General features: G+C 73.8%; 21 protein-coding genes. 9 read left to right on the top strand and 12 right to left on the bottom strand.

Going from position 1 to position 26753, the window contains the following annotated elements; translation table 11 throughout:
* Positions 1–35 precede the first annotated feature (35 nt).
* The 3 genes from ACFQQJ_RS10910 to ACFQQJ_RS10900 form a co-directional block, all read right to left on the bottom strand.
* Positions 36–1799 carry a cation:proton antiporter gene (locus ACFQQJ_RS10910; protein WP_377106411.1) on the bottom strand — a complete coding sequence of 588 codons (1764 nt, stop codon included), beginning with the start codon at positions 1797–1799 and terminating at the stop codon, positions 36–38.
* Between the two features lie 77 nt (positions 1800–1876).
* Positions 1877–2353 (bottom strand): NUDIX domain-containing protein, encoded by a 477-nt coding sequence (locus tag ACFQQJ_RS10905; RefSeq protein WP_377106409.1) that lies wholly within the window; start codon positions 2351–2353, stop codon positions 1877–1879.
* A gap of 44 nt (positions 2354–2397) precedes the next feature.
* Positions 2398–3849, bottom strand: a complete 1452-nt coding sequence (locus ACFQQJ_RS10900; protein WP_377106407.1) for a DHA2 family efflux MFS transporter permease subunit — start codon at positions 3847–3849, stop codon at positions 2398–2400.
* Positions 3850–4471: 622 nt separating this feature from the next.
* Between ACFQQJ_RS10900 and ACFQQJ_RS10895 the strand changes: the two genes are divergently transcribed.
* Entirely contained in the window at positions 4472–4942 is a 471-nt protein-coding gene (locus tag ACFQQJ_RS10895; protein ID WP_377106406.1) for a GNAT family N-acetyltransferase, read from the top strand.
* Between the two features lie 3 nt (positions 4943–4945).
* On the opposite strand, the gene ACFQQJ_RS10890 is transcribed toward ACFQQJ_RS10895, so the two are convergent.
* Both ACFQQJ_RS10890 and ACFQQJ_RS10885 read right to left on the bottom strand, forming a co-directional pair.
* Positions 4946–6688, bottom strand: coding sequence for an alpha/beta hydrolase (locus ACFQQJ_RS10890; protein WP_377106405.1), 1743 nt, complete (start codon positions 6686–6688; stop codon positions 4946–4948).
* A gap of 118 nt (positions 6689–6806) precedes the next feature.
* Positions 6807–7313 (bottom strand): flavodoxin family protein, encoded by a 507-nt coding sequence (locus ACFQQJ_RS10885; RefSeq protein WP_377106404.1) that lies wholly within the window; start codon positions 7311–7313, stop codon positions 6807–6809.
* A gap of 157 nt (positions 7314–7470) precedes the next feature.
* Between ACFQQJ_RS10885 and ACFQQJ_RS10880 the strand changes: the two genes are divergently transcribed.
* Entirely contained in the window at positions 7471–7935 is a 465-nt protein-coding gene (locus tag ACFQQJ_RS10880; protein WP_377106403.1) for an aromatic ring-opening dioxygenase LigA, read from the top strand.
* Positions 7936–7988: 53 nt separating this feature from the next.
* On the opposite strand, the gene ACFQQJ_RS10875 is transcribed toward ACFQQJ_RS10880, so the two are convergent.
* From ACFQQJ_RS10875 to ACFQQJ_RS10865, 3 genes are all read right to left on the bottom strand, one after another.
* The gene (locus tag ACFQQJ_RS10875) at positions 7989–8168 is read right to left on the bottom strand and encodes an HVO_2922 family protein (RefSeq protein WP_377106402.1); all 180 of its coding nucleotides are present in this window, start codon (positions 8166–8168) and stop codon (positions 7989–7991) included.
* Between the two features lie 120 nt (positions 8169–8288).
* Complete coding sequence (locus tag ACFQQJ_RS10870; RefSeq protein WP_377106401.1) at positions 8289–9971, bottom strand: glycoside hydrolase family 13 protein; 1683 nt, start codon at positions 9969–9971, stop codon at positions 8289–8291.
* Between the two features lie 273 nt (positions 9972–10244).
* Positions 10245–11024 carry a CAP domain-containing protein gene (locus tag ACFQQJ_RS10865; protein ID WP_377106400.1) on the bottom strand — a complete coding sequence of 260 codons (780 nt, stop codon included), beginning with the start codon at positions 11022–11024 and terminating at the stop codon, positions 10245–10247.
* A gap of 215 nt (positions 11025–11239) precedes the next feature.
* Here ACFQQJ_RS10865 and ACFQQJ_RS10860 point away from each other — a divergent pair, with 215 nt between their 5' ends.
* The 4 genes from ACFQQJ_RS10860 to ACFQQJ_RS10845 all read left to right on the top strand — a co-directional run bounded on the left by ACFQQJ_RS10860 (position 11240) and on the right by ACFQQJ_RS10845 (position 16645).
* Positions 11240–12220 carry a dual specificity protein phosphatase family protein gene (locus ACFQQJ_RS10860; RefSeq protein WP_377106399.1) on the top strand — a complete coding sequence of 327 codons (981 nt, stop codon included), beginning with the start codon at positions 11240–11242 and terminating at the stop codon, positions 12218–12220.
* 49 nt (positions 12221–12269) lie between these two features.
* Positions 12270–12974: a HEAT repeat domain-containing protein gene (locus tag ACFQQJ_RS10855; RefSeq protein ID WP_377106397.1), complete on the top strand. Its 705-nt coding sequence runs from the start codon at positions 12270–12272 to the stop codon at positions 12972–12974.
* Between the two features lie 64 nt (positions 12975–13038).
* Positions 13039–15723: a PEP/pyruvate-binding domain-containing protein gene (locus ACFQQJ_RS10850; protein WP_377106395.1), complete on the top strand. Its 2685-nt coding sequence runs from the start codon at positions 13039–13041 to the stop codon at positions 15721–15723.
* Between the two features lie 61 nt (positions 15724–15784).
* Positions 15785–16645, top strand: coding sequence for a universal stress protein (locus ACFQQJ_RS10845; RefSeq protein ID WP_377106394.1), 861 nt, complete (start codon positions 15785–15787; stop codon positions 16643–16645).
* A gap of 18 nt (positions 16646–16663) precedes the next feature.
* Here the strand turns inward: ACFQQJ_RS10845 and ACFQQJ_RS10840 are convergent, their stop codons facing one another.
* Positions 16664–18043 carry an MBL fold metallo-hydrolase gene (locus ACFQQJ_RS10840; protein WP_377106392.1) on the bottom strand — a complete coding sequence of 460 codons (1380 nt, stop codon included), beginning with the start codon at positions 18041–18043 and terminating at the stop codon, positions 16664–16666.
* Between the two features lie 177 nt (positions 18044–18220).
* Here ACFQQJ_RS10840 and ACFQQJ_RS10835 point away from each other — a divergent pair, with 177 nt between their 5' ends.
* Positions 18221–21391, top strand: coding sequence for a S8 family serine peptidase (locus ACFQQJ_RS10835; RefSeq protein WP_377106391.1), 3171 nt, complete (start codon positions 18221–18223; stop codon positions 21389–21391).
* An 85-nt stretch (positions 21392–21476) separates the two neighbouring features.
* Here ACFQQJ_RS10835 and ACFQQJ_RS10830 read toward each other — a convergent pair whose 3' ends face one another.
* Together ACFQQJ_RS10830 and ACFQQJ_RS10825 are read right to left on the bottom strand one after the other, a co-directional pair.
* Positions 21477–21881 carry a hypothetical protein gene (locus tag ACFQQJ_RS10830; RefSeq protein ID WP_377106390.1) on the bottom strand — a complete coding sequence of 135 codons (405 nt, stop codon included), beginning with the start codon at positions 21879–21881 and terminating at the stop codon, positions 21477–21479.
* A 56-nt stretch (positions 21882–21937) separates the two neighbouring features.
* Positions 21938–23491 carry a hypothetical protein gene (locus ACFQQJ_RS10825; protein ID WP_377106388.1) on the bottom strand — a complete coding sequence of 518 codons (1554 nt, stop codon included), beginning with the start codon at positions 23489–23491 and terminating at the stop codon, positions 21938–21940.
* 27 nt (positions 23492–23518) lie between these two features.
* Between ACFQQJ_RS10825 and ACFQQJ_RS10820 the strand changes: the two genes are divergently transcribed.
* Together ACFQQJ_RS10820 and ACFQQJ_RS10815 are read left to right on the top strand one after the other, a co-directional pair.
* On the top strand, positions 23519–24286 hold the full coding sequence (locus tag ACFQQJ_RS10820) for a DUF1707 domain-containing protein (RefSeq protein WP_377106386.1): 768 nt from the start codon (positions 23519–23521) through the stop codon (positions 24284–24286).
* 67 nt (positions 24287–24353) lie between these two features.
* Positions 24354–24998 (top strand): MBL fold metallo-hydrolase, encoded by a 645-nt coding sequence (locus ACFQQJ_RS10815; protein ID WP_377106385.1) that lies wholly within the window; start codon positions 24354–24356, stop codon positions 24996–24998.
* 370 nt (positions 24999–25368) lie between these two features.
* Here ACFQQJ_RS10815 and ACFQQJ_RS10810 read toward each other — a convergent pair whose 3' ends face one another.
* The gene (locus tag ACFQQJ_RS10810) at positions 25369–26739 is read right to left on the bottom strand and encodes a threonine/serine exporter ThrE family protein (protein ID WP_377106383.1); all 1371 of its coding nucleotides are present in this window, start codon (positions 26737–26739) and stop codon (positions 25369–25371) included.
* Positions 26740–26753 lie beyond the last annotated feature (14 nt).

Here is a 26753-nt window from a genome sequence, read left to right as displayed (position 1 = left end):
CGGGCCCTCCTGTGGTCGGTTGGCGGCGATGCTACTCAGGTTCGGCGCAGTTCGAGGCCCAGCTGCTCGGCGTCCAGCTGGGACAGCGCCGCATCGAGCATCCCGGAGGGGTAGTTGCCGATGTCCCGCAGGGCCAGCAGCTCTTCCCGCTGGACGGCGATCAGGTCCAGGCGCAGCGCGCGCAGCCGCGCCAGGCGTTCCCGGGCTGCGGGACCGGCCGGGGCGAAGTCGTCGTCGCCGGCCGCACGGCCGAGGCTGCGGCGGACGCGCTCCACGAACTCCGGCGGGTAGGCGTCGGGCTCGCCGGCCAGCCGCGCCAGCGCCGCGCGTCCCAGCTCGGCCTGGAGGGCCGCCCACAGCTCGGGGTCGTCGCCGCCGGCCTGCCCCGTGAGCCCGAGGCGGGTCGCCAGCGCTCCCAGGCTGATGCCCTGCACCAGCAGGCTGCCGACGGCGACCACCGCGGCCACCAGCACCAGCAGGGAGCGGTGGGGCGCCTGCGCCGGCAGGGTCTGGGCCGCCGCGACGGTCACCGCGCCCCGCATCCCCGCCCAGACCAGGATCACGCCGTCACGCCAGCCGAACTGCTGGGCGGCGAGGTAGTCGAGGTCGGCCAGGCGCTGCCCCACCATGCGCTGCCAGCGACCGATCCGCTCCTGCGGCGTCGTTGACGCGCCCCGCGCCTTGAGCGCCAGGCGCCGGGCCGTGCGGCGGGTCCCGCGCCCGGCCTCCGCCGCGGGGAGCGGCTCCTGCCCGTCGTCGAGCCGGTCCTGCATGGTGGTGAGCCGCTCCCGCAGCGCGGGGAAGTGCCGGGCGCGCCGGGCCAGCGACCACACCGACCACGCCACGAACCCCGCACGGATGGCGAGCGCGATGCCGCCGGCCACCACGGCGACGAGGACCGCAACGGGAAGGCTCCCGCCCTGCGCGACGAGGTCCTCGGCCAGTGCCGGGGCCTCCAGCCCGACCAGCAGGAACACGGCGCTCTCCAGCAGCAGCTCGATCGTCCGCCACACGGCGCGTTCGGCCAGGCGGTCCTCCGCGGTCAGGCTGCGGTGAGCGCCGTGGCCGGTCACCAGCCCGGCCGTGACCACCGCGACCAGGCCGGACGCGCCCAGGTGCTCGGCCGGCAGGTGCGCGAGGAAGGGCACGACCAGCGAGAGGGCGACGTTGCCGGGCACCTGGCTGATCCGCGAGCGCACGGCCAGGTTCAGCCGACCGACCGCGTAGCCGATGGCCACCGCGGCTCCGACCGCCCACAGGAACTGGCCCGCGACCTGCCACAGCGACACCGACACCCCGGCCGCCGCCACGGCGGAGCGCAGCAGCACCAGGGCCGAGGCGTCGTTCAGCATGCTCTCGCCCTCCAGGACGGTGACCACGCGCGGCGTGACGCCCGCCTGCCGCACGATGCTGGTGGCGACGGCGTCGGTCGGGCTGACGATGGCACCGAGCGCGATCCCGTACCCCAGCGGCAGCCCGGGGATCAGCAGGGTGGCCACCAGGCCGATCACCACCGCCGAGGTGGCCACGAGAACCACGGAGAAGCCGGAGATGAGCCGGAAGTCGCGCCGGAAGTCCATGGTGGGGGTGTTGACCGCTGCCGAGTAGAGCAGCGGCGGCAGCAGGACGGCCAGGATCCACTCCGGCGAGACGGTGACGTCCTCGACGAAGGGCAGCACGCCGAGGGTGAGGCCCAGCCCGACCAGGAGCAGCGGTGCGGCCACCCCCAGGCGGGGCGCCAGCGCGGTCACCGCGACCACCACCAGCACCCCGACGATGCCGACGACCTCGAGGCTCATCGCGCTCCTTCCCCGGCCGGGTGCGCTCGCCCCGGCCGACCACGCGCCCCGGCTCCCGCGGAGGGTCGGGACGGACGTCAACCCAGGTGTGCCTCCGGCAGGTTGGCCAGGGCGAGGCGAACCTGCTCGGCGTGCCGCCAGGACATCGGCGGCATCGCGTCGACGGCGAAGAAGGCGGTCTCGGACGCCTCGCCGTCGGCCGGGAACGGGTCGCCGTCCACCCAGCGGCAGCGGAACACGTGGTCGATGTACTGGGTCTCGTCGCCGTTGTCGTAGACGATCACGTCGCTCACCCCCAGCCACACCAGCCGCACCACCTCCGCGGTCACCGCTGTCTCCTCGGCCACCTCGCGGACGGCGGTCAGCCGGGGGTGCTCACCGGGGTCGACGATGCCCGCCACGGGCGTCCACTCGCCGTTGTCCGCGCGGCGCACCAGGAGCACCTCCTCGCCGCGGGCGCCCTCGCGGACGACGACGGCGGTCGCCCCGGACAGCCACAGGCGCGTGGTTCCCACCTTCTCGCGCAGGGCGAGGATGAACTCGGGTGTCGGCACCAGACGAGCTTACGGCCGTGTGCCTCCGGCGGGTCGCCCCGCGCTCAGTGGGTGGCGTGCGGTGCTGCGGCGTCCGCCGGCTTGCGCAGGAAGAACGTGGCCGCGATGCCGATCAGCCACAGGCCCGCGACGCTGAGGAAGGCGGTCCGCGCGCCGGCGGCGAGCGCTTCTGCGGACGTGGTGCCGAGCGGCTGGCGGGCCGCCACCGTGGACATCACGGTGACGAACAGCGCGGTGCCGGCGGCACCGGCCACCTGCTGGACGGTGCCCACCATCGCCGAGCCGTGCCCGTACAGGTGGGGCGGCAGCGCGCCCAGCGAGATCGTGAACAGCGGGGTGAACATGAACGCCAGGCCGAGACTGAGGCAGAGGTGGGCGATGAGCAGGAACCACCACGGGGTGGCCACCGACACCTGGGCGAACAGGACCAGGGCGGTGAGGGCTGCCAGCGAGCCGGGGACGGTGAGCCAGCGGGGCCCGACGCGGTCGTAGAGCCGTCCCACGACCGGGCCGAGGAGGCCGGTGAGCAGCGCGCCGGGCAGCAGGAGCAGGCCGACGGACAGGGGCTCGGCGTGCAGGACCTGCTGCAGGATCAGCGGCAGGGCGATGATCGTGCCGAACATCACCGCCATGGCGATCGCCATCACGCCCAGCGCGGTGGTGAAGATCGGGTGGGTGAAGGTGCGCAGGTCGAGCAGCGCCGCGTCCGTGCGCTGGAGCACGAGCTGGCGCCACACGAACAGGCCCAGCGAGGCCGTGCCGATGGCCAGCGCCAGTTCCAGCGTCCACCCTGCGGTCGGGCTGCCGACGAGGCTCAGCCCGTACACGAGCCCCCCGAAGCCCAGCGCGGCGAGCGGGACGCTCAGCCCGTCCAGCTTCACCGGGTCCGGCTCGTTCAGGGTGGGCACGAGCCGCATGCCCACGAAGAGGATGGTGAGGGCGATCGGCAGCACGAGGACGAAGACGAACCGCCACGGCAGGAACTGGAGGATCAGCCCGGACATCGTCGGGCCCACCGCGGGCGCGGCGGAGATCACCAGGCTGATCGTGCCCATCACGCGCCCGCGCCGGGACGCAGGGACGAGCTCCATCACGGTCGTCATCAGCAGCGGCATCATGATCGCCGTGCCGCTGGCCTGCACCAGGCGGCCGGCGAGCAGGCTGGGGAAGGCCCAGCCGAGCGCGGCGATCAGGGTGCCGGCGCTGAACAGCGACATCGCGAGCGTGAAGACGGCACGCGCGGAGAGTCGTCGCATGACCCAGCCGGTGATCGGGATGACCACGGCCATGGTGAGCATGAACCCGGTGGTGAGCCACTGCGCTGTGCGTTCGTCGATGGCGAGGTCGGTCATGATCCGCGAGAGCGCCACGTTCATCGCCGTCTCGTTGAGGATCACCACGAACGCGCCGATGAGCAGGACGGCCAGGACGCGCACCGCCCCGTCCGGCAGCCGGTCGGACTGCACGTCGGGCAGGGAGTCTCTGGTGGCGGTCATGGTTCGGCCTCCGGGTCGCGAGGAGTGGTTCTGGGCGCGGCGGGCGCGGGTCGCGGGAGCGTCACGCACCGGAGCGACACAGAGGGGAAAAGCCAAACCGGCCCGGAATTGTTCCGGGCCGGCCGAGGCTCAGTCCTCCTCCAGGCTGTTCGACCGGGTAGCTGCCTGCTGAAAACCGTCCGTGCGATGCGTCCCACCCAGTGCGGCTCCCCCGAGCTCGTTCTGGAGGGTGGGAACTGTGCATCGGGGTACGGCCCCCGGTGTCACTCGACGACGCCCCCAGGATTCCCGGCCCCCACCGGTCCTCCTCGTCGCCTTGCCTGGTTGAGGCGCTGCCCTCAGGTAGCCCCGGAGTGGCGGGAACTCACCGAACCGGAACTCGAGCGGCCGGCCATTGAGGCCAGTCAAACCTGCCGGACGCTCGAGTCGGATGGGTTCGTGGTGGCGTTCCCTGCACTCGCCCCCCAGTTCGTGCAAGCCCCGGGGGCTACCCAGTGGCAGTTGCCTCCCCCTGGTTGCATTTCACCATAAGGCCTCCGGAGGGCCGCGATGGGCCGTTGGGCCGTCGTAGAACTACGCATGATTGCCGCCCGATGCGCAAGGATGCCGCCGGGAGGGCGTGATGGAGGGACTGATCGTGCGGCCGATGGGGGCCGACGACGTGGCGGACGTGCTCGAGGTGCAGCGGGAGGCGTTCGCCGTGGAGGCGCGCCTCTACGACGACCCGGCGCTGCCGCCGTTGCGCGAGGAGGCCGACGGCGTCCTCGCCGACCTGACCGGCGGGTACGGCTTCGTCGCTCTGTGGGACGGGCGGATCGCAGGCTCGGTGCGCGTGCGGGTGGACGGGGACAGCCTCGCGATCGGCCGGCTGGCCGTGCGTCCGGCCCTGCAGGGGCGCGGCATCGGCTCGGCGCTGCTGGCCCGGGCGGAGGCTGCCGCTCCCGCCACGGAGGCGCTCCTGTTCACCGGACACCTCAGCGAGGGGAACCTGCGGCTCTACCGGGCGGCGGGCTACGTCGAACAGCGGCGGGCGCGCGTGGACGACAAGGTGACGCTCGTCCACCTGCGCAAGGACCTCCTGCGCCGGGAGTGACCCTCAGCCGTCCGTGCGCTCCCAGGGCAGCTGGACCTTCGGCAGCCCGTCGCGCGACGGCACCTTGATGGTGCCCGCGCCGCCGGAACCGGGGTCGCCGACCAGCGGGATCGCGAACGGCTGCACGTCACCGGTGCAGACCGTGTCGGCGGTGCCGGCGGGTACCGCGCCGGTGAGCAGGTAGCCGTCCACGCGGTCGGTGACGCAGTCGGACGTGCCGTAGGCCGTGTGCCCCCACGAGTCGCTGCGCAGGAGCACGCTGTTCGGCATCAGCAGGCTGGCCTCCACCGCGCCGCCGTAGTTGGTGGCCGGGTCGTGGTAGTTGCCCACGATGAGCACCGGCGCCGCCGTGTTCCGGCTGTAGGTGCCGTGGTAGGCGTCCTCGTCCTTCGCCTTCCAGGAGCCGGTCGCGCACTGCACGTCCGTCCAGCCCCACAGCTGCCCGAAGTGAGGGGCACGGGCGTTGGCCTTGGCGGTGGCGGCCAGCCACGTGCTCGTGCTCGAGGGCTGGTAGGCGTCGGTGCACAGCACGCTGGAGTACGCCTCGAGGCCGTTGTCGTAGCCGGCGTCCAGCGAGGCGGTGGCCTCGTGCAGGGCCAGCACCAGGCCGGCGGCGCGATCGCCGGCCTCCTTGCCGGAGGTGGTCTGGGTGCCGTCGTCGATCATCTGCTTCAGCGCCGCGACGGTCTGGACGACGTAGTTCATGCCCTCGGGGTAGTACAGCAGGCTGAGCATGTCGTAGACGAAGTCGGCGTAGCGGTACTGGTAGGACGCGTCGCCGTCGCCGATCGTCAGGGGCGACGCCTTCATGGCCGCGGCCACCTGGTCGAAGTCGGCCTGGGGGTCGGAGAGCAGGCAGTAGTCCTCTCCGGCGTCCGCGCAGGCCTCGAGCCCGGCGCGCAGCGCCGCCCACGAACCTTCGGCGCTCTTGAGACGGATGCTCGCCGGTGTCCCCTTCGTGAGGCTGGTCCCTGCGTAGGCGACGGGGTCGAGGACCCCGTCGACGGCGATCGCCCGGAAGCGGTCGGGGAACAGGTTGGCGTACACCTCGCCGAGGTAGCTGCCGTAGGAGAACCCCAGGTAGTTCAGCTTCTTGTCGCCGACGGCCCGGCGCAGCACGTCCAGGTCACGGGCGACCTGGGCGGTCGACATCGCCGAGGCCAGCTTCGCGCCGTAGGTGGAGCACGCCGACCCGAGCTTCGCCTTGGAGGCCAGGAAGGCGGACTGCTCCGACGCCGCCGGGAACGCGCCGCTGAGCCCCGACAGGGCGGAGGCCTGCGCGCCGGGGCTGGAGAAGCAGGTCACCTCGGTGGAGCGGTTCGTCCCGCGCGGGTCGAAGCCGACGATGTCGAACCGGTCGAGCACGGACTGGGAGAGGAAGTTCACCGCGTCGGCGGCCATGTCGACGCCCGAGGCACCGGGGCCTCCGGGGTTCAGGAACAGCGTGCCGAGTTTCCGGGACGGGTCGGCGGCGGGCACCTTGAACAGGGCGACGGTGACGGTGGACCCGGTCGGCTTGTCGTAGTCGAGCGGGAGCTTGGCCTTGCCGGTGTAGCCACCGCGCTCCACGTCCTCGACCCAGCTGATCTTCGGGGTCTTGACGCGGTCGACGCGACGGGCCTCTGTGGTGCTCGTCCTGTCCGCCGCCACGGCCGGCGGTGCGGCGGTGACCGCCAGCGGCAGCACCAGGCCCACCGAGGCGACGACGAGTCCTGCGAGACGACGAGGCGTCGATGTCGTGCGCATCACTTTCCCCTTGGTTGCTGCCCGGGCCTTGTCAATATACCGTCCGGGGAACCCGCGGGCGGGGAGGTGTCACCCGGACGGGGGACGGGCCCGGGGGCCGGATGCCGGGCGCCCGCGCTCAGGGTCCCGTGCGCGCGGCGAGCTCCCGGCCCCAGGCCGTGGCCCGCGGCAGCTCGCCGTCCGCGAGCGGGCCCTCCATGCCGGTGACCCAGAAGGACGGCCCCACGGTGGTCTGGGCGCCACGACGGCGCAGCGCCCCGGCGGCGGCGCGAGCCGCGGTGCCCAGCTGGATGCGCAGGTGGATCGAGGTGTCGAAGGTGGCCACGGTCAGCCGCGGCGGGAGGTCGACCGTCCGGATCCACTCCCGGACGCCGGCGCCGCCCTGCTCGGCCGCGCCCTTCCTCCGGGCGTCCCTGCGGCTACCCGCGTTGGGCAGCGACAGCGTGTGGGTGGGGGCGCCGACCACCAGGAGGTCGACGTCGGTGGGGATGACCGCCGGCGCTTCCGAGGCGTGCACGACCCGCACGCCGTCGCGCCCGCGCACCTCGGCGATCCCGGCACCGATCGCCTCGGCGATGGCGAGCGTGTTGCCGAACAGCGACTCGGTGACGATCAGGGCGGTCATGGTGCGCACACCCTACGCACGCCGCGGGGAGCCGGGCGGCGTTTTCGGTGGCTGGTCAGCGACTTCGTCGAAAGCGCAACCCGATCGTCCGGGCAAGGTTAGGCTTACCTACATTCCGGCGCGAGGAGGCGCCGGCGATACACACGAAGGAGTAGCCATGGCGAGGAGTTCTTCCCGGGCGAGGACGGCGCGGACGCTGGGACTGGTGAGCATCCTGATCGGCCTGCTGATGGTGCTGGCCGGCGGCGTGACCTGGGGGATGGTGAGCGCGAAGCTCGCCGCAGAGAACATCACCGTCTCGAAGGACGCCCCGATGTTCGCCGGCGCGAAGGTCACCGGCCCGCTGGAGGCGTTCGTCCAGGCGGACGTGATCGCCGGCCATGCGCTGAAGGCCACCGGCGGCAAGACCTACGCCGAACTCGCCCAGGACGACCCGCTGCGCCAGACGGCGATGACCGCGTCGTTCCTGCGCTCGTCGCTGTTCACGTCGGTGATCGCGTTCGGCGTCGCGCTCTTCGCGATCGGGGTGGGCGTCCTGGGGATCGTGCTCGGCTGGGGGCTGCGCAGCGCCGCCTCGGGGTCGGTCGAGGACGTGGAGGCGCGGGCACCCGCTGCCGCCTGACACCACGCACGAGAAAAGGGCCGGGAGATCTCCCGGCCCTTTCCCTTTGCGCGTCAGACCTCGACGATCTCGGCTTCGGGAGCGTTCTTGCGGACCGACTCGATGCCCGCCTTGGCGTTGGCCTTGCTGGCGTAGCCCTCGCCACCGGTGGCGATGGTCTGTCCGTTGGAGGCCTTCAGCCGCCAGCGGTACTCGCCCTTCGCGTCGGCGTACACCTCGAACTTGCCTGCCATCTGAACCTCCTGTCGTCGGCGGACACCGCCGTCCACCCCGACGATCAGGCTAGGGGACCGGGCCCCCGGCGGCGGGCAGTAGCCCTGAATTGCGTTCGCGCCGGGGCCCCGTGCCCCGGGTCAGCCCAGCGCCAGCCAGGCGGCCGTGTCGGCCGGCAGGGCGCCGTCGCCGAGCGGGCCGCTGGCCACAAGGACGCGTCCGGCGGGGAGGGGCACCGGGTCGGTGCCGAGGTTCACCCAGCAGCCGAAGCCCGGCTCGCGGGTGAAGGCGAGCACGTCGGGGCCCGCGTCCACCCAGGCGAGCGCACCGTCGCCGAGGGCGGGGTGTCCGCCGCGCACGGAGAGGGCCGCGCGGTACAGCTCGAGGAACGACGCCGGGTCGCCCTCCTGGGCCGCCGTGCTCCAGCGTCCCCAGTCGGGCGGCTGGGGCAGCCACGGGGCGGCACCGCCGTCGGGCCCGAACCCGAAGCTCGAGCCGTCGGTCGTCCACGGCAGCGGGACGCGGCAGCCGTCCCGGCCGATGTTGGCGCCCCCGGTGCCGGCCACCATCGGATCCTGGCGTGCCTCCAGCGGGATGTCCTCGACCTCTGGCAGTCCCAGCTCCTCGCCGGCGAAGACGTAGGCGCCGCCGGGCAGGGCCAGGCTCAGCAGGGCCGCGGCCCGTGCCCGGCGCCGCCCGGCGTCCAGGTCGGCGGGCAGGCCGAGGTACCCCTGGAGGGAGGGGAACCCCTCGCGCACGCGGTCCTGCGGCCGGGCGTAGCGGGAGACCGGCCGGCAGACGTCGTGGTTGCCCAGCACCCAGGTGGCCGGGGCGCCGACCGCTGCGTGGGCCGCCAGCGTGGAGGTGATCGTCTCGCGCAGGGCGGACGCCAGCCACGGGGCCATCAGGAAGTTGAAGTTGAACGCCGTGTGCAGCTCGTCGGGACGCAGGTAGGCGGTGAGCCGGTGGTCCCTGCCCACCCAGATCTCCCCGCAGAACACCCGCGGGCCGTCGTAGGAGTCGGCGACCGCCCGCCAGCGGCGGAAGATGTCGTGCACCCCCGGCTGGTCCCAGTGCGGGTGCTCGACGCCCTCTGGCGTGCCGTCGGGCAGCGGGAACTCCAGCCCGGCGACGTCGGCGAGGCCCGCGTCCTTCACCAGGCCGTGGGCCACGTCGATGCGGAAGCCGTCGACACCCCGGTCGAACCAGAACCGCAGGCTCTGCTCGAACTCGGCGTGCACGTCGGGGTGGTCCCAGTTCACGTCGGGCTGCTCGGGGGCGAACAGCCGCAGGTACCACTGGCCCGGACGCCCGTCGGCCTCGGTGACCCGGCTCCACGCCGGCCCGCCGAACTCGCTGCGCCAGTCGTTCGGCGGCAGGTCTCCGCCCGGACCGCGCCCGTCCCGGAAGATGTACCGCGCCCGCTCGGGCGAGCCCGGGCCCGCGGCGAGTGCCGCCTGGAACCACGGGTGCTGGTCCGAGGTGTGGTTGGGCACGATGTCGAGGATCACCCGGATGCCGAGCGCGTGCGCCTCGGCCATCAGCGCCTCCGCATCGGCCATCGTGCCGAACACCGGCTCGATCGCCCGGTAGTCGGAGACGTCGTAGCCGGCGTCCTTCATGGGCGAGGGGTACCAGGGGTTGATCCAGATGGCGTCCACCCCCAGCCGGGCGAGGTGCGGCAGGCGCGATCTGATGCCGTTGATGTCACCGACGCCGTCGCCGTTGTCGTCGGCGAAGCTGCGCGGGTAGATCTGGTACACCACCGCGCTGCGCCACCAGTCGGTGTCGCCGGCGGCCTCGCGGGATCGCAGGGTGGTCATGGACGCCTCTCTACCGGTCCGGACGGGTCCTCGACAAGCATGGCCCGGCCCGGGGTGCGGCGGCGAATCCTGACCATTCCGCGACACGTGTCGCGGCGGGACCCGGGAACGACGTAACGCCGGCTGTGCGGGCACCTCCCTGACGTGCCCGCGCAGCCGGCGCGGTTCCGGTCCAGCCGTGGGTGCCGGGGCACCGCGGGGGGATGGGCGGCTGGGCCGGGTGGCCGGTCGGAACGGCGGAAATCGTTCCTTGCGACCGGCCGAAAGGGGGCTTCAGCGGGGGTTGCCGAAGTCCTGCGTCCAGTAGGTTCCGTAGGTGCCGCCGACGGCGTAGCCGACACCGAGCTCGGTATAGCTGCGCTTCATGATGTTGCGGCAGTGGCCGGGGCTCTTCAGCCAGGCGTTGACCACGGAACTCGGGGTCCGGAAGCCGGCGGCGATGTTCTCGCCCGCGGAGCTGTAGCGGTAGCCGGCGTCCTTCATGCGGTCGAACGGGGAGTCGCCGTTCTTCGAGGTGTGGCTGAAGTAGTCGCGCCGCGCCATGTCGGCGCTGTGGGCGGTGGCGACCCGGGCGAGGGTCGCGTCCGCGCGTACGGGCCGGACGGCCTTGTACTTCGTCGACCCGCACTTGCGGGCGGTGGAGCGGGCCTCGTTCACCAGGCGCAGCACCTCGTCGGTGAAGGTGCGGACCGTGTACGTCCCGGCGGTCGTCGTGCCGGCCGGGGTCGTCACGGAGAGCGCGTAGGTGCCCGCCTCGAGCGGCGGGGTGATCACGGTCAGCTTGACCGCGGAGACGACGTCGAACCGGGTCACGGGGACGGAGCCCAGCGTGACGGCCGACACGTCGGTGAAGCCGGTGCCGGTGATGGTGACCACGGCGCCACCGGAGGTCACGCCGGAGCCCGGCGACAGCTTCGCGATGGTGGCGGCCGGGGCCGGGGCGGGCGCGCTGTCCTCGGCGGAGGCCGGCAGGGCAGGAACGCTCAGCGCGACGGTCAGGCCGAGGGTCACGACAGCGAGTGCGCGTGAGCGCACGGTACGGAAGGTGTGCATGGCGGTGCATCCTTTTTCTGTTCAGTTCTCCGCCGCCCGGGGGCGACAGGTACCCTCCCGTACACGAATTACTATGCCGCACCTCCCACCATTGGTAAACGGGTTCTGGAAAAATGCCGAACTTCGTACACAGAGTCTCGACCAGCGCCTGAGAAGCGTGGTGACGCCCCTCGGGCGGCGGCGGAATCCGGAGCGGTCATGGGCATGATGGAGTCGTGAGCGACCCCACCGGCACCGACGTCGCGGGCGTTGCGGCACTGCCGGTGCTGCAGATCGCGAATGCGGACTTCGTGACGCCGCGGCTGGCCGTGGGCGGTGACCTCTCCCCGCGCTTCCGCCGTGCGCGAGCCCAGCTGGACGAGCTGCTCGCCGCGGGGATCACCCACATCGTCGACCTGCGCGAGGAGTGGAGCGACGAGGCCCTGGTGCGCGGCTGGGCCCCCGAGGTGCGCTACCTGCAGCACCGGGTGGCCGACGCCGGGCAGCGGATCGGCCCGGAGTGGTTTGCGGAACTGGCCGACTGGGTCGCCGACGCGCTCGCCGAGCCGGGGACGAAGGTGCTGGTGCACTGCCACATGGGGGTGAACCGGGCGCCGTCCGCGGTGCTGGCGCTGTTGCTCGCGCAGGGGGTGGGGCTCCGGCCGGCGCTGGACGCGATCCGCTCCGCGCGTCCGGTCGCCGTCATCGACTACGCGCGCAGCGCTCTCGACTGGCACCTGGCCCGCACCGGCGCGGACGCCCGGCTGCGCCGGAACGCCCGCCGCACGCTGGCGCGGTGGCGCACGGCCAACCACCTCGACATGCAGGAGGTGATCCGGGCGATCCGGCGGACGGAGGGCCCCGGCAGCCGCTGGCTGGTCCGGCTCGGTCCGGACGACCCGGCGGCGCTGGCCGCGGCGCTGGGTGACGCCGGCGACGTCGCGATCGGCCTCGCGATGGACGTCGACCCCGAGGAGCTGAGCCAGCTCGACGAGGTGCTCCTGCTCACCGGCGCCGGGCTGGTCGGCCGGGCGCTCGTGGTGGGCCCCGTCCAGCCGGCGGAGCCGCACGCCCTGCTGCTGCCGGTGCTGGTGACCAACCTGTTCGACCCGGTGCCCCTGGACCTGCCGCCGGCCGCCGCCGACTGGCTGGCTGCCGGAGGCGCCAACCCTCGCCTGCTCCAGCCCGGTGAGGCCCGACTGCTCACGCTGCGCTGAATTCACCCAACCCGTCCCCCGGCGGCGGGCGCCGTGGCAGGGTGGGGCCGTGCCTGCGCTCGATCCCGACCTGCCCGTCCGCCTGGCCGCCGGGTACGACGACGTGGCGGCCTACCTCACCGCGCACTCGGGGCTTCCCGGGCCGCGAGGGAACCTCGAACTCCTCGCTGCGGCGGGCGACCACCTCCGCGCCGACCATGCAGAGCGGCTGCGCGCCGAACCGGACGAGTACCTGCGCTGCTGTGGCGTGATCGTGCTCGGCCGCCTGTACGCCGACGACCCCGCGGGCGCCACAGCCCTGCTCACCGCTGCCGCAGCCGACCCGTCCTGGCGGGTGCGGGAGGCCGTCGCCATGGCCGCCCAGCGGATCGGGGACGCGGACGGCGATGCCGTGGCCGCGCTCGTGACGGACTGGGCCGCGCACCCCGACCCCCTGGTGCAGCGGGCTGCCGTGGCCGCCATCTGCGAACCGCGACTGCTGCGCACCCCCGCGGCCGCGGCCACGGCGCTGCGCACCTGCGCGACGGCGACCGCAGCCCTGCTCGCGCTGCCGCCGTCCCGTCGCCGCGAGCCCGACGCCCGGACACTGCGGCAGGCGCTGGGCTACTGCTGGAGCGTCGCCGTGGCCGCCGACCCGCCGGCCGGGCTGCCCGTGTTCACCGCGCTCGGCGGGGACGATCCCGACCTCACGTGGATCGTGCGGACCAACCGCACCAAGGCGCGGCTCGCGCGACTGCTCGGCGACAAGGCATGACGGGTGAGCGAGGTCCGCGGGAGGGTGCCCGGCACCCCTCGCCGGGGTACGTAGGAGGGTTGTGATGACGATTCGCTGGCTCGACCAGGTGACCAGGCACGACGGTGCGCTCGCCGGCGGCAAGGGTGCCAACCTCGGCGACCTGCTCGGCGCGGGGTTCCCGGTGCCCAACGGGTTCGTCGTGACCACCGAGGCCTACCGCGCGTTCGTGCGCGAGACCGGGCTGGCCGAGGAACTCGCCGCGCTCGTCTCCGCCGGCGGCACCGGCATCGGCGAACGCGTGGCCGGGCTGTTCTCGGGCCACGACCTGCCCCCGGGCGTCGCGGAGGAGATCCGGGACGCCTATTCGGTGCACCTCGGCGGCGGGCCGGTGGCCGTCCGCTCGTCCGCCACCGCGGAGGACCTGCCCGAGGCGAGCTTCGCCGGGCAGCAGGAGACCTACCTCAACGTCGTCGGCGAGGACGCCCTGCTCGCAGCGGTCCGCGACTGCTGGGCCTCGCTGTGGACCGACCGTGCCGTCCACTATCGCGCCGCGCACCCGGAGGCGGGGGACGGGGACATCGCGCTCGCGGTCGTGGTGCAGCGGATGCTGCCCGCGGACGCGGCCGGGGTGATGTTCACCGCCAACCCCGCGAACGGGCGCACGGAGGAGACCGTGATCACCGCGGCCTGGGGGCTCGGCGAGGCCGTGGTGTCCGGGCTCGTCGACCCCGACACCGTGGTGGTCGACACCGCGACCGGCCGGGTGCTCACCCGCCTGATCGCCGACAAGGCCGTCCGTATCGACGCCGTGCCCGAGGCCGAGGGCGGCCGGACGCGGACGACCGGGACGCCGTCCGGCCAGCGCGGGGTGGCGGTGCTCGACGACGCCGACGCCCTCCAGCTCGCGGGCCTCGGCTCGGCGATCGAGCGGCACTTCGGGGGACCGCAGGACATCGAGTGGGTCCTGGCCGGGGGCACCTTCCACATCGTCCAGGCGCGGCCGGTCACGGCGCTGCCCGAGCGGATCGGTCCGGTGCCCACCGAGTGGCCGGTGCCCGCGCCGGGGCTCTACTTCCGTGCCTCGATCACCGAGCAGCTGCCCGACCCGCTGACCCCGCTGTTCGCCGGCCTCGCCGCGACCGCCGTCCCGTCGGGATTGCGCCGCCTCCTGGCCGAACTCGCGCCCGGAGAGGACTTCGGGGAGGTCGGCTTCCCGACCATCAACGGCTACGCGTACTACCGGTACACCTCGGCGGCCATGGCGAAGATGCTCAAGGCCACGCCCGCGCTGACCCGGCTCCTCGCGGGCGGCGGCGAGTGGGTGGAGGACCGGTGGCGGCGGCGCCTGGAGGAGTACCGGGCAGAGGTGACGGCGGAGGCGTCCACGCCCCCGGCCGGGCTGCCGGCACGCGCGCTCCTCGACGCGGTGGGACGGCTGGTCGACGCCATGGCCTACTACTACACGTCGGTGCAGACGATCATCCCGCTCGCTGCGATGGCCGAGCTGACCTGGACCGGCGTCTACAACCGCCTGCTGCGGGCACCGTCCGGACCGCCGGCGGAGACCTTCCTGCTCGGCTTCGACTCCGAGCCCGTGCGGGCGGAGAAGGGCCTCTACGACCTGTCGCGCTGGGTGCTGTCGCACCACGAGCTGGCCGTCGCGCTGGCGGACCCCTCGACGGACGCGATGGCCGCCGAGCCGCCGGACGGGGTGTCGCCACAGCTGTGGGCGGACTGGCACGCGCGCTTCGGTGCCCACCTGGCCACCCACGGGCACACGCTGTACAACCTCGACCCGGTGAATCCGGTGCCGGCGGACGACCCCGCGCCGCTGCTGCAGGCGCTGCGGTTCGACCTCGACCCGGACGCGCCCGACCCGTACGCGCGTCAGCGTCGTGCGGCCGCGGCGAGGGACGACGCCGCGGCGAAGCTGCTCACCCGGCTCGGTGGGTGGCGCGCCGCGCAGGCCCGCACGCTGCTCACCCGGGCCCAGCACACGACGCCGCTGCGCGAGGACGCCCTGGCCGCGATGGGCCTGTACGCCCCGGTCGCGCGTCCGCTGCTGCGCGAACTCGGGTGGCGGCTGGTCGGGGCCGGTGCCCTGGACGAGCCGATGGACGTGTGCTGGCTGGAGCTGGCCGAGGCAAGGGACGCCGCCGCGGCGCTGGACGACGGCGGGCCGGTGGCCGGCGACCTGCGCGGCCGTGTCGCGGCCCGCAAGGAGGTTGCCCGCGGGCAGCGCCTGGCCACGCCGCCGCAGTCGCTGCCCCGCAACAAGGTGATGGACGCGTTCGCCTGGATGTACCCGGCGCGCGAGGGCCAGGACGGGTCGGTGCTGTCGGGCACGGTCGGCAGCGGCGGTGTGGTCACCGCGCGGGCCCGCGTGCTCTCGGGGCCGGAGGACTTCGCGGCCTTCCAGCCCGGGGAGGTACTGGTGGCGGCCATCACGACCCCGGCCTACACCCCGCTGTTCGCGATGGCCGCCGGCGTGGTCACCGACGTCGGGGGCGTGCTCAGCCACGGGTCGATCGTCGCCCGCGAGTACGGCATCCCGGCCGTCCTCGGCACCGGAGCGGCGACCCGGCTGATCCGCACCGGCGACGAGGTCACCGTGGACGGCTCTGCCGGGAAGGTCCGGCTGCCCGGCGCGGAGGCCGAGCCGCCCGCCGTCGCGCGGCCGTCCCGCACGGCCTGGGCGCTGGCCGGTGGCGGGCTCGTGCTGGGGACCGCGGCCGCGGTGTGGCTGCGGCGCCGCCGCCGTCGCTGAGTCCGGACCGGGTGCCCGTGGGGGCATTGACGCCCCCGTCGGCGGGGAGGATCGTCGAGGTATGAGTACGAGTGAATCCGCTTCGCAGGGACGCCGGCGGATCCTGGTCGGCGTGGACGGCTCGGACGACGGCCTGCGGGCCGCCCTGTACGCGATGAGGGTGGCCAGGGCCACCGACTCCGACCTCTGGCTGGTGTACGTCGCCGACGACAGCGCCCTGGTCGTGGTGGGCCTGTGGGAGCTGCTGGAGACCCCGGCCCAGATGAGCGAGGTCGGGGAGCGGGTGCTCGCCGAGACCGTGCAGCGCCTGGTGAAGGTGGAAGGGTTCCCGGCCGAACGGGTGGCCACGGAGGTCCGCGTCGGGCGGGCGACCGACGTGCTCGCCCAGCTCAGCTCCCAGGCCGGGATGGCGGTGGTGGGACGCCGCTCGCTGTCGGGCCTGGAGCGGATGTTCGTCGGCTCGACCAGCGTCGGGCTCGTGACCACCGCCGCCTGCCCGGTGGTCGTGATCTCCGCGGCGTCGACGCCGGAGGAGACCGGGCGCTTCCGCTCGGTCGCGGTGGCGGTGAGCAGCTGGCCGCCGCACAGCGGCGCGCTGGAGTGGGGCGTCCGCGAGGCGTCGGCGCGCGGCGCGGGCCTGCGCGTCGTCCACGTGCTGTCCGAGCTGGTCGAGCTTCCGGTCGGGCTGTTCGCCAACGTCAGCGCAGACCTCGAACGCCACGTCGCGTCGCTGCGCGAGGACAACCCGCACACGCCGATCGAGGTGCAGGTGCTCCAGGGCAGCCCGATCGACGAGCTGGTCGGCCTGAGCCGGGAGGTCGACCTGCTCGTGGTCGGCATCCACACGGGCGGCCTGGCCCTCAGCGGGCTCGTCCGCGGGCTGATGGCCCACGCCCTCTGCCCGGTGGCGCTGATCCGGTAGCCGCCGCCCGGCCGGGCGTCAGGGCAACGGCACCGTCTCGCCGAGGACCGCCGGGCGGGCGGCCAGCCCGAGCCGGTCGTGCGCCTTCCCGGCCAGGGCGGACGCCGACTCCGGCGTGCCGTGCACGGCGAACACCGTCGTGGGGGCCGGCGACAGCGCGGCCAGCCAGTCCAGCAGCTCGGAGCAGTCCGCGTGGACCGAGAACTCCTCGTCCTGGAGCACCTCCGCGCGCACCGCCACCTGGCGCCCGTGCATCTTCAGCGTGGTGACGCCGTCGAGGAGGGCCCGGCCGCGGGTGCCGGCGGCCTGGTAGCCGGCCAGCACGACGGCGTTGCGGCTGTCGGGGAGCAGGTGCTCGAGGTGGTGCAGCACCCGACCGCCCGTGGCCATGCCGGAGGAACTGATGATCACGCAGGGCATCGTGGGCCGGTTCAGCGCGATCGACTCCTCCGTGGAGTGCACCTCGTGCAGCCGGGGCAGGTCGACGAAGCCGGTCACGTCCAGGTCGGGACGCAGTTCGCCGGCGAAGCGCGGATCGCGGTAGACCCCCAGCGCGGCCAGGGCCATCGGCGAGTTCACGAAGACCGGGAGGTCGGGGATCCGCCCGTCCCTCATCAGGTTCGTGAGCGTCTGGAGGACCACCTCCGTGCGGTCGACGGCGAAGGCCGGGATGAGCACGGAGCCGCCCCGGCGGGCCGTCCGCCGGATGAGGTCGGCCAGCGGCTCGTGGGCGGCCCCGGACGGGTCGTGGTGCTCGCGGTCGCCGTAGGTGGACTCCACGACAACGGCGTCCGCACCCTCGGGGACCTCTCGCGCCCGCAGGACGGGGTGCTCGTGCCGTCCCAGGTCGCCGGAGAACAGCACCGACGCCGACGGCGTCCGCACCCGGATGCTCGCCGCGCCGAGGATGTGCCCGGCCCGGGTCCAGCGCGCCGTCCAGCCCTCGCCGAGGTCCTCGTCCTCGTCGTAGTCGACGACCCGGAGCAGGCGCAGCGTCCGCTCGACGTCGGCCTCGGTGAACAGGGGCAGCGGCGGGGTGTGCCGGGAGTAGCCGTGGCTGGCGGCGTACTCGGCGTCCCTCTCGGCGAGGAAGGCGGCGTCGCGCAGCACGATCTCGGCGAGTTCGCAGGTGGCCTCCGTGGCCAGGACCACCCCGGCGAACCCGTCGCGCACGAGGGCGGGCAGGTACCCGACGTGGTCGGTGTGGGCGTGGGTGAGCAGGACCAGGTCGATGCTCTGCGGGGGCACCGGGAAGGGCTGCCAGTTGCGCTCGCGCAACTCTTTCTCGCCCTGGAAGACCCCGGCGTCCACCAGGACGCGGCGCCCACCGTCGGCGAGCAGGAACTTCGAGCCGGTCACCGTGCCGGCGCCACCGAGGAAGGTGAGGCGGGATGCCATGGCTCCAGCTTCCCGCACCCCGGTCGGTCCGGTGCCGACGAGCGCAGGAAAGGAGTGGGGAATTCGGCAGGAATTCACTGCGTGAGAAGCGTTGACGGCCTCTCAGGTTCGGCTTAGGGTCGGCCCATCCGGGTCCATGGCCCGCACCCCATCTCTGCAACCCGAAAGGTGGCAGTCTTGTCACTGAGGAACAAAGCCCTCGTGGCGGCAACGGCAGCGGCCCTGGCCCTGTCCGCCCCGAGCCTGGCGAACGCAGCTCCCACGAAGTCCCCCGACGACGCCTTCCGCAAGGCGCCCTCCAGCGGCCGCCTGAGCGCCACCGTGAGCGCGAGCCTCCTGGACTCCAACGCCAAGGTCAACGTGATGGTCCAGATGACCGGCGACCCGGTCGCGGTGGCCGAGGCGAAGGCCGACCGGACGTTCTCCCGGTCCGAGCGCGACAAGGTCAAGCAGAAGCTGCGCAAGGCCCAGGACGCGATCAGTGGCGACATCACCGCCAAGGGCGGCAAGGTGCTGTCGCGGATGCAGTCGGCCTACAACGGCATGCAGGTGCGGATCGCGAAGGGCAAGGCCGACCAGCTGGCATCGCTGCCGGGCGTGGCCGCCGTGCACACGCTGACCCCGAAGACCGTCGACAACACCGTGTCGGTGCCGTTCCTCGGCGTCCCCCAGGTCTGGCAGGACACCGGCTACACGGGCAAGGCGGTCAAGGTGGCGATCATCGACACCGGCATCGACTACACCCACGCCGACTTCGCCGGGCCGGGCACGACGGCGGCGTACGACGCGGCGAAGGCCGCCGGCACCCAGCCGGCCGACCCGGCGCTGTTCGGCCCGAACGCCCCGCGCGTCAAGGGCGGCTACGACTTCGTCGGTGACGACTACGACGCGTCCGGCGACACCGGCTCCACCACCCCCGCGCCCGATCCCAACCCGCTGGACTGCAACGGGCACGGCACGCACGTCGCCGGGACGGCCGCCGGGAGCGGCGTCACCCCGGACGGCAAGACCTACGCCGGCCCGTACAACGCCGCCACCGCGACGACCGCCTTCAAGGTGGGCCCGGGCGTGGCTCCGCAGGCGGACCTGTACGCCCTGCGCGTGTTCGGCTGCGAGGGTTCCACCGACGTCACCGTCCAGGCCATCGACTGGGCCGTCGACAACGACATGGACGTGATCAACATGTCCCTCGGCGGCGCCTACGGCGACCCGGACGACCCGGACGCGGTCGCGGCGAGCAACGCCGTCGCCGCGGGCGTGGTGGTCGTGGCCTCCTCCGGCAACGAGGGCCACAACCCCTACGTCACCGGCTCCCCCGGTGACGGCCACGGCGTGATCTCGGTCGCCGCTGTCGACAGCACCGCGACCTTCCCCGGCGTCAGCCTCACGGTGGCCGGGCAGAAGATCCCCGCGATCAACGCCAACAGCGCACCGCTGCCCTCCGACGGGCTCAAGGTCGTGGTGGTCACCGACGACCCGGCGACGGAGGAGAACGAGGCGCTCGGCTGCTCCAAGGCCGCGTTCGACAAGGCGGGCGTCACGTCCGGCGCCAACCAGGTCGCGGTGGTCACCCGTGGCACCTGCGCCCGGGTCGCGAAGGCGATCTTCGGCCAGCAGGCCGGCGCGGCAGCCGTGGTGATGATCAACACCGACCCGGCCTACCCGCCGTACGAGGGTGAGATCACCAGCAACCCCGACGACGGCGTGCCCTACACGGTCACGATCCCGTTCCTGGGCGTGCGCAGCACCGACGGCGCCGCGCTCCGCGCCGCCGACGGCGAAACCCTCACCCTGGCCGAGATGACGCTGGACAACCCTGCCTACCGCGACTACGCGTCGTTCTCTTCCGCGGGCCCGGCGACCGGTGACTCCAGCCTCGCACCGAACATCTCGGCGCCCGGTGTGTCCATCTCGTCCGCGGGCGTGGGCACCGGCTCGGACGCCGCGGTGAACTCCGGCACCTCGATGGCCGCCCCGCACGTGGCGGGCGTCGCCGCGCTCGCCGTGCAGGCGCACCCGTCCTGGAAGGCGGAGGACATCGCCGCGACCCTCGGCAGCACGTCCGACCCGGACAAGCTGGCGGCCTACTCGCCGGTGCTCGGCGGCGGCCTGGTGGACGCGGCGCAGGCGGTCGGGACCACGGCCTTCGCGACCGGTGACACCTTCCGCACCAGCAACGGCCGGATCTCCGTGCCCTCGCTCAGCTTCGGCTTCGACGAGCCCACCGTGGCCTCGGTCGGGGTGAAGACGATCGAGATCACGAACCGGGGCAAGAAGGCGGTCACCTACAGCATCGCGGCCGAGGCGGCCGACGGCTCGCTGCCGGCGAAGCTGCGCTTCAGCAGCCGCACCGTGAAGGTGCCGGCGAGAGGCAGCGTGCGGGTGGCGGTCACGATGGTGCTGCCGGCGTCCTCGATCGGTTCCTCGATCGCCGGCGACGACCAGTTCTCGTTCTACCAGGCCTCCGGCAACGTCGTCCTCACCTCCAGCGAGGGCGTGCTGCGGGTGCCGTACCTGCTGGTTCCCCGTGCCCAGGCCCACGTCGTGGGCACCATCACCAACCCGCGCGGCTGGGCGAAGAACACCAACGGCACCGGCACGGCCGACACCGCGAAGCCGGTCGTGCCCGACACGCTCGAGGTGAAGCTGGCCAACCCGATGGGTGCCATCGACGCCGACGCCGACTTCTACAGCTGGGGACTGTCCGACCCGAAGGACGTCGCCCGTGACGCCGACGGCAGCGGGTACGACCTCCGCTCGGTGGGCGTCCAGTCGTTCGACAACGGCGACGACAAGCTCATCGTCTTCGCCGTGAACAACTGGACCCGGTGGTCGAACGCGGCATCGAACGAGTTCGACGTCCCGATCGACACCAACGCCGACGGCGATCCCGACTGGGTGCTGTTCAGCTACGACTCCGGCCTCGTGCGGGCCGGAGAGGTGGACGGCGTCACCGAGGTGTTCCTCCAGGAGGTCGCCACCGGTGCCCTCTACGCCACCGGCTACCTGGCCCAGGCACCGACCGACAGCAGCACGCTGCTGCTGCCGGTGAACGCGGCCGACCTCGGCCTGACCGCGGCGTCCGGAGCCTTCGCCTACGGTGCGGCCAGCTACTCGATCGCCTACACCGGCGCCGGGGACGAGATCGCCGGCACGGCGAGCTACGACCCGTGGGCCAAGGCGGTCGCCGACGGCGACTACGTCACGGTGGAACGCAACCGGACGGCCAAGGTGTCGGTGGCGGTGGACGCGGCGAACTTCGCCGCCCAGAAGCCCAAGGGCCTGATGGTCGTGGTGTTCGACAACGGCGCAGGCAAGGAGGAGGCACTGCTCCTCGGCGTCCGCTGAGCTGAAGACCCGACGGCCCCCGTCCGCTTCGCGCGGCGGGGGCCGTTCGGCGTCCAGGGCCGGGAGGAACGGGACGGTCCGGGTGTCAGCGCTCGCAGAGCATCGGGCGTCCGCTCTTGCCGAAACGGTAGTCGTAGGTGGTGCCGGCCACGCTGACGACCACCTGCATGCCGTCCACCAGGGCCTGGGTGTAGGAGACGCCGGGCTTGGGGCAGCCCAGGGCACCGCTGTTCCAGGTGACCGACCGGGCGCTCACCAGCTGCACGTCGTCGGTGGGCATACCACGTCCGGACAGGTCGGCGAGGATCGCTGCCCACCGGTCGGCCGGGACGGAGGCCGCGGTGCCGCTCGGGCCGGCGGTCGGCAGCGGCGAGGTGGTCTGGAAGGGGGGACGGGAGGGGGACGGGGTGGTCATCGGGGTTCCTCCGCTCGCGCAGCCGGACAGGGTGACGGCGAGCAGGGCGCCCGCCACGACCAGGGTGTTCCGCATGCCCGCCTCCTCCGCTTTCCCTCCAGCGTAGGCGCGCCCGACGGGGTGCGGGCAGCTCAGCCGAGCGTGCGCGCCTCGCGCGCGGCGGCGCGGGAGCCGTCCGGGTCGCCAAGGCGCCACAGCAGTCCCACCAGCGACTCCAGCACGGCGGCCAGCTCGTCACGATGCCCGGGATCCACGGCGGCCAGCGGACGCAGCACGGCGGCCAGCCTGTCCTGCGCCGCTGCGAGCGCCGCGTCGCTCAGGGCCGCCCGGACCGCGGCGCGGGCCGCCTCGAGTTCCTCCGCCGCCGCGCGCGCCGCTTCCGGGTCGACGGCGGGCCGGTGCTCCTCGGCGAGAGCGCGCCGGCGCGCCTCGGCCGCCTCCCGGGCGGCCTCCTCCTCGCGGGCCGCCCGCTGCGCTGCCTCCTCTGCCGCCCTGGCCAGGGCCGCCTCCTCCGCACGGCGGGCTGCGTCCGCCTCTGCGGCGGCCCTGCGCTCGGCCTCCGCGCGCTCCTGGGCGCGCCGTGCCGCGTCCGCCTCCGACTGCGCGCGCAGGGCGGCCTCCGTCCGCTCGGCCTCCGCGCGGGCGGCCACTCCGGCGAACACCGCAGCCTGCTCGGCCTGCTGCCAGCGTGCCCGGGCCGCGGCCGGGTCGGCGGGCGACAGCGCGGCCGTGCCCTCGAGGGGCGCCCAGTCGGCACGCTCGCCCGGGGCCGGCGTCGCGGGCGGGGACGGGGGTTCGACGGTCAATGCCGCGGCCTCCGAGGGACGTCCGGCGGCAACGAGGGCCGCGGCCAGGCCGGCGCGGGCGAGGGCGGCGGCGTCCGGGACTCCCAGCCCGTCGAGCAGGGACACCTGTGCGCGGCGCAGCGCGATCGCCGCGTCCGTGCTGCCGGTGAGGGCGAGGCGACCGGCGTAGGGCTCGTGGACGGCGGTCACGGGCGCGGCGGCGATGCGGGCGACCGCGGGGCGGCGCGTCGCCGACGGTGCCTCCGCCAGCGCGCCCGCGTGGGCCTCGAGGGCCAGCCGGTGGTGCGCGAGCGCGGAGTCGGGCCGTCCGGCGGCCCAGCGGCAGTCGGCGGCAAGCAGGTGGACGGCGACCGCCAGGTAGGCAGGCGGGGCCACCGATCCGGCCAGGCGGACCTCCGCCGCGTCCGCGTGGGCGTTGGCCCCGGCCACGTCGGTGGCCAGCAGGGCGCGGGCGCGGGCCACCAGCATCCAGATCGCCACCGGGTCGGGGAGGCTCTCGCGCAGGGGCAGGCGTCCCAGCTGGCCGCGCCACGCCTCGAGCGCGTCGAGGGTGCGGCCGGCGGCGTCCGCCTGGCCGAGGCCGGCCTGGACGGCGGCGAGCTGCGCGGAGGCGGCGGCGTAGCGTCCGGCGTCGGCCAGGGACGCGTACGGGCCGGACGGGCCGCGGGAGGCGAGGATGCGGGCGGCGAGCACGACGGACTCGGGCGCGTCGGTGGCGGCGTCGAGGACGTCCCACGTCAGCAGCCGCACGGCCGTCAGCTCGACCAGGGTGTCGGCGAGCTCCTCGGCGCGCTGCGGGTCGGACATCGCGGCCACCCTCAGCCTGCGCGCAGCCGATGCCAGCTCGCGCCGCTCGGCCTCCAGGGCGTCCAGTGTCATCGCCACCTCCTGACCCAAGCATGACGCATGCCGCCGCTGGCCCGGCGGGTCGGCGTCGGGCCGGGGCGCGGGCACCTGCCCGCTGTGCCCGCGCGGGGCGTAGCGTTCCGCCTGGAGGTGTCGCGAATGTCCCAGTGGGAGAACCTGCCCCAACCGCTTCCGGAACGGCCGGTGGCGCCGGTCAGCGCGTCCTGGGCCGGTTTCAGCGCCGACCCGCGGGTTCCGGCGAACCAGCCGCTGCGGGCCTCGGACGCCGACCGGGACTTCGCGTCCCTGCTGCTCTCGCGGGCCCGTGGCGAGGGCCGACTCGACCAGGCCGAGCACGACGCGCGGGCGCTTGCGGTGTCGCGGTCACGCACGCTGGGCGAGCTGGCGCCCCAGGTGGCGGACGTGATGGTCGCGCACGCCGTGGCCGCCCCGTCGGGGCCGGGGCAGAACCGGTTCCTGCGGGCCGGTGTCGCCGGCTGGGCGGGGCTGGCACTGATGTTCAACGCCATCTGGCTGATGACCGTGCTGACCACCGGACAACTGCTCTACTACTGGCCGATGTGGCCGATGCTCGGTACCGGCATCCCGGTGGTGATCGCGCTGCTCTACGGCGGCTCGGGCGCAGAGGACGCCGGGCGCGCTGCGCGGCGTGCCGAGTACCGCGCCGCCCGGGACGGGCACCGGGCGCTCAGGGACGAGCGGAAGGCCGGGCGCGACCAGCGGAGGGCCGACCGCTACCAGGCCCGGGCCGCCCTGCGCCGGGGCGAAAACCCTCCAGAGCTGCCCCCGGGCCCCGACCTGCGCTGAGCCCCGCGGTCCTGTTCGTTCGCCCCTCCGGCGGGGGGGGTGTGCTTGCATGGAGGCGGGAGGACTCATGGAGAGCTTCGCCGTCCCCGGCGTGGTCGTCCGTACCATCGCCGTCGGCCACATGGACAACAACGTCTACCTGCTCACCGCCACCACGGGCGAGCGGCTCCTGGTCGACGCGGCCGCCGACCCCGACGCCATCGAGGGACTCCTTGCCGTGGGCGCGGACGGGCCGTCCCGGCTCGACCACGTGCTGACCACGCACAGCCACCGCGACCACCTCGGGGCGCTCGCCGCCGTCGTCCGCGCCCATCCGGAGGCCGCGACCCTGGCCGGGGAGGACGACGCGGAGGCGATCACCGGGTCCACCGGGGTGGAGATCACGCGTCCGCTGCGCAACGGCGAGGTGATCGCGCTCGGCGGGGTGGATCTCGACGTGATCGGCCTGCGTGGCCACACGCCCGGCTCGGTCGCCCTCGCCTGCTCCCGCCCGGGATCACCGACGCACCTGTTCACCGGCGACGCGCTGTTCCCCGGCGGCGTCGGCCGCACCCGCAACGAGCGCGACTTCCGCTCCCTCCTCGACGACGTGGTCGAGCGGGTCTTCTCCGTCTTCCCCGACGACACGGTCGTCTGGCCCGGCCACGGCCGTCCCACCACCCTGGGCGCCGAGCGCCCCCACCTGGACCAGTGGAGCGCCCGCGGCTGGTGACCCGCCCGCGCGCCGGGATCGGCTGTCCGGGGTCTGTCCGTAGTCGGCTCGCGCTCGTGCTCGTCCGCCCCGTCCCGCCCGGGACGCGCCCCCCGTCCCACCCGTCCCACCCGCGGCGTTCGCTCCCGAGTGCAACTCCTGCCGCCGGAATTCCGGTGGCGAGGGTTGCACTCGGCAGCGAACGCGGACGGGGGTGGCGCGGACGCCGGTGGCGCGAGGGTGACCTGCTGGCCCCCGTCCCACCTGTCCCACCCGCGGCGTTCGCTCCCGAGTGCAACTCCTGCCGCCGGAATTCCGGTAGCGAGGGTTGCACTCGGCAGCGAATGCGGACTTGGGGGGACGGGGGGCGGGAAGGGGGACGCGGACGCGGTCAGGCGGCGGAGCGGCGGTGGGACCGGTTGCGGTTGAACATGCGTCCCATGAGGTGCCAGGCGGTGGGCGGGTCCGAGCGGGTGAAGGCCCACTCGGGGTCGGTGAGCATGCGGGCGCCGGCGAGGCCGGCGACCATCGCGATCGCGGCGAGGACGGTGGCGACGCCGTTCTGCATCGCCTGCACGACGTCGGCCTGGTCGAAGTAGATCAGCGTCCGCAGCGCCGCGGAACCGGGGATCGACACCAGCACGGTGGGCACCGTCATGATGATCTTCTCCATGTCGAAGAGCCGCGCGGCGAGCGCGCACAGCAGGCCCATCAGGAAGGTGCCGACGAACGTCGCGACGTGTGCCTTCACGCCGGCCTGCAGCATCAGCAGCCGCGGGACGTTGCCCAGCAGGGCCGCCACCCCGGACGCGACCGCCATCCGCCACGGCGAGTTGAACATCATCGCCCAGCCGAAGACCGCGAAGAAACTGGCCAGCAGCAGCGCCGTCCACACCACGCCGGGTGGTGCGTCCAGCGGCGGCACCAGGTCGGGGGACGCGCCGCTGAGCGTCACCATCATCCACACGCCGATGGTGATCGCGAGCAGGACCATCGCCGCGTAGGTCAGCCGCGGGAGTCCGGCGAGCAGGTCGATGCGGGTCAGGTCGAGGCCCGCGGTGACGAGCGGGAAACCGGGGATCAGGAAGATCGCGGCGCAGACCAGTCCTGCGGCCATCCGGGGGGACGGCCCGCCGAGGACGAGTTCCAGCAGCCGGGTGAAGACCAGGTACAGCCCCGTCGCCGTCGCGGCGGAGGTCAGCACGACGGCGAGGTGGTTGAGCTGGAAACCGCTCAGGGTGCGGTGCAGCCAGTAGGCAAGGCCGGACGCGGGCAGCACCGCGGCGACCTCGCGCCACGACCCGTTGGTGAGGACGGTGATCGAGCCGCACGCCACAGCGACGAGCAGCACCTGCAGCCAGGTCGGGTACAGGCGCGGCGTCCGCTCGATGCGGTCGAGCATGGCGTCCACCTCGGCGACGGTCGCGCGCTCGGGCAGGTTCTGGGCGAAGTCCTTCAGCATCGCGATCCGGTGGGCGTTCACGCCGGGGGCGCTGATCTCGGCCACCTGGGTGCGGAAGATGCCACGACGCTGCACGGTGAGCACGATGTCGGTGAAGGTCACCTGCGCGCGGATGCGGCCGATGCCGACCGTGCGGGCCACCGCCCGCATCACCTCGCGGACCCGCAGGCCGGAGGTGCCGGCGCCGAGCATCATGATGCCCGCGCGCAGCACGACGTTGGAACGGCGGATGAGGTGCCGCGGCTCCAGGGCGTCCTCGTGCTCGTGCTCGTCGAAGTCGGCCTCGGGCTGGGTTTCCACGTGACCCAACGGTA

The organism is Propionicimonas sp. T2.31MG-18 (genome assembly GCF_964266745.1).
Classification (GTDB): Bacteria; Actinomycetota; Actinomycetes; order Propionibacteriales; family Propionibacteriaceae; genus Propionicimonas.
The sequence above is the reverse complement of the archived record's forward strand: the minus strand, read 5'-3'. Positions and strand labels throughout refer to the sequence as shown.

Coding starts and splice junctions, on each gene's coding strand:
- ACFQQJ_RS10895 (WP_377106406.1), top strand. CDS start 4,472: ATGGAGGGACTGATCGTGCGGCCGATGGGGGCCGACGACGTGGCGGAC.
- ACFQQJ_RS10820 (WP_377106386.1), top strand. CDS start 23,519: ATGCCGCCGCTGGCCCGGCGGGTCGGCGTCGGGCCGGGGCGCGGGCAC.
- ACFQQJ_RS10850 (WP_377106395.1), top strand. CDS start 13,039: ATGACGATTCGCTGGCTCGACCAGGTGACCAGGCACGACGGTGCGCTC.
- ACFQQJ_RS10885 (WP_377106404.1), bottom strand. CDS start 7,313: ATGACCGCCCTGATCGTCACCGAGTCGCTGTTCGGCAACACGCTCGCC.
- ACFQQJ_RS10815 (WP_377106385.1), top strand. CDS start 24,354: ATGGAGAGCTTCGCCGTCCCCGGCGTGGTCGTCCGTACCATCGCCGTC.
- ACFQQJ_RS10845 (WP_377106394.1), top strand. CDS start 15,785: ATGAGTACGAGTGAATCCGCTTCGCAGGGACGCCGGCGGATCCTGGTC.
- ACFQQJ_RS10875 (WP_377106402.1), bottom strand. CDS start 8,168: ATGGCAGGCAAGTTCGAGGTGTACGCCGACGCGAAGGGCGAGTACCGC.
- ACFQQJ_RS10910 (WP_377106411.1), bottom strand. CDS start 1,799: ATGAGCCTCGAGGTCGTCGGCATCGTCGGGGTGCTGGTGGTGGTCGCG.
- ACFQQJ_RS10865 (WP_377106400.1), bottom strand. CDS start 11,024: ATGCACACCTTCCGTACCGTGCGCTCACGCGCACTCGCTGTCGTGACC.
- ACFQQJ_RS10825 (WP_377106388.1), bottom strand. CDS start 23,491: ATGACACTGGACGCCCTGGAGGCCGAGCGGCGCGAGCTGGCATCGGCT.
- ACFQQJ_RS10830 (WP_377106390.1), bottom strand. CDS start 21,881: ATGCGGAACACCCTGGTCGTGGCGGGCGCCCTGCTCGCCGTCACCCTG.
- ACFQQJ_RS10840 (WP_377106392.1), bottom strand. CDS start 18,043: ATGGCATCCCGCCTCACCTTCCTCGGTGGCGCCGGCACGGTGACCGGC.
- ACFQQJ_RS10900 (WP_377106407.1), bottom strand. CDS start 3,849: ATGACCGCCACCAGAGACTCCCTGCCCGACGTGCAGTCCGACCGGCTG.
- ACFQQJ_RS10880 (WP_377106403.1), top strand. CDS start 7,471: ATGGCGAGGAGTTCTTCCCGGGCGAGGACGGCGCGGACGCTGGGACTG.
- ACFQQJ_RS10870 (WP_377106401.1), bottom strand. CDS start 9,971: ATGACCACCCTGCGATCCCGCGAGGCCGCCGGCGACACCGACTGGTGG.
- ACFQQJ_RS10890 (WP_377106405.1), bottom strand. CDS start 6,688: ATGCGCACGACATCGACGCCTCGTCGTCTCGCAGGACTCGTCGTCGCC.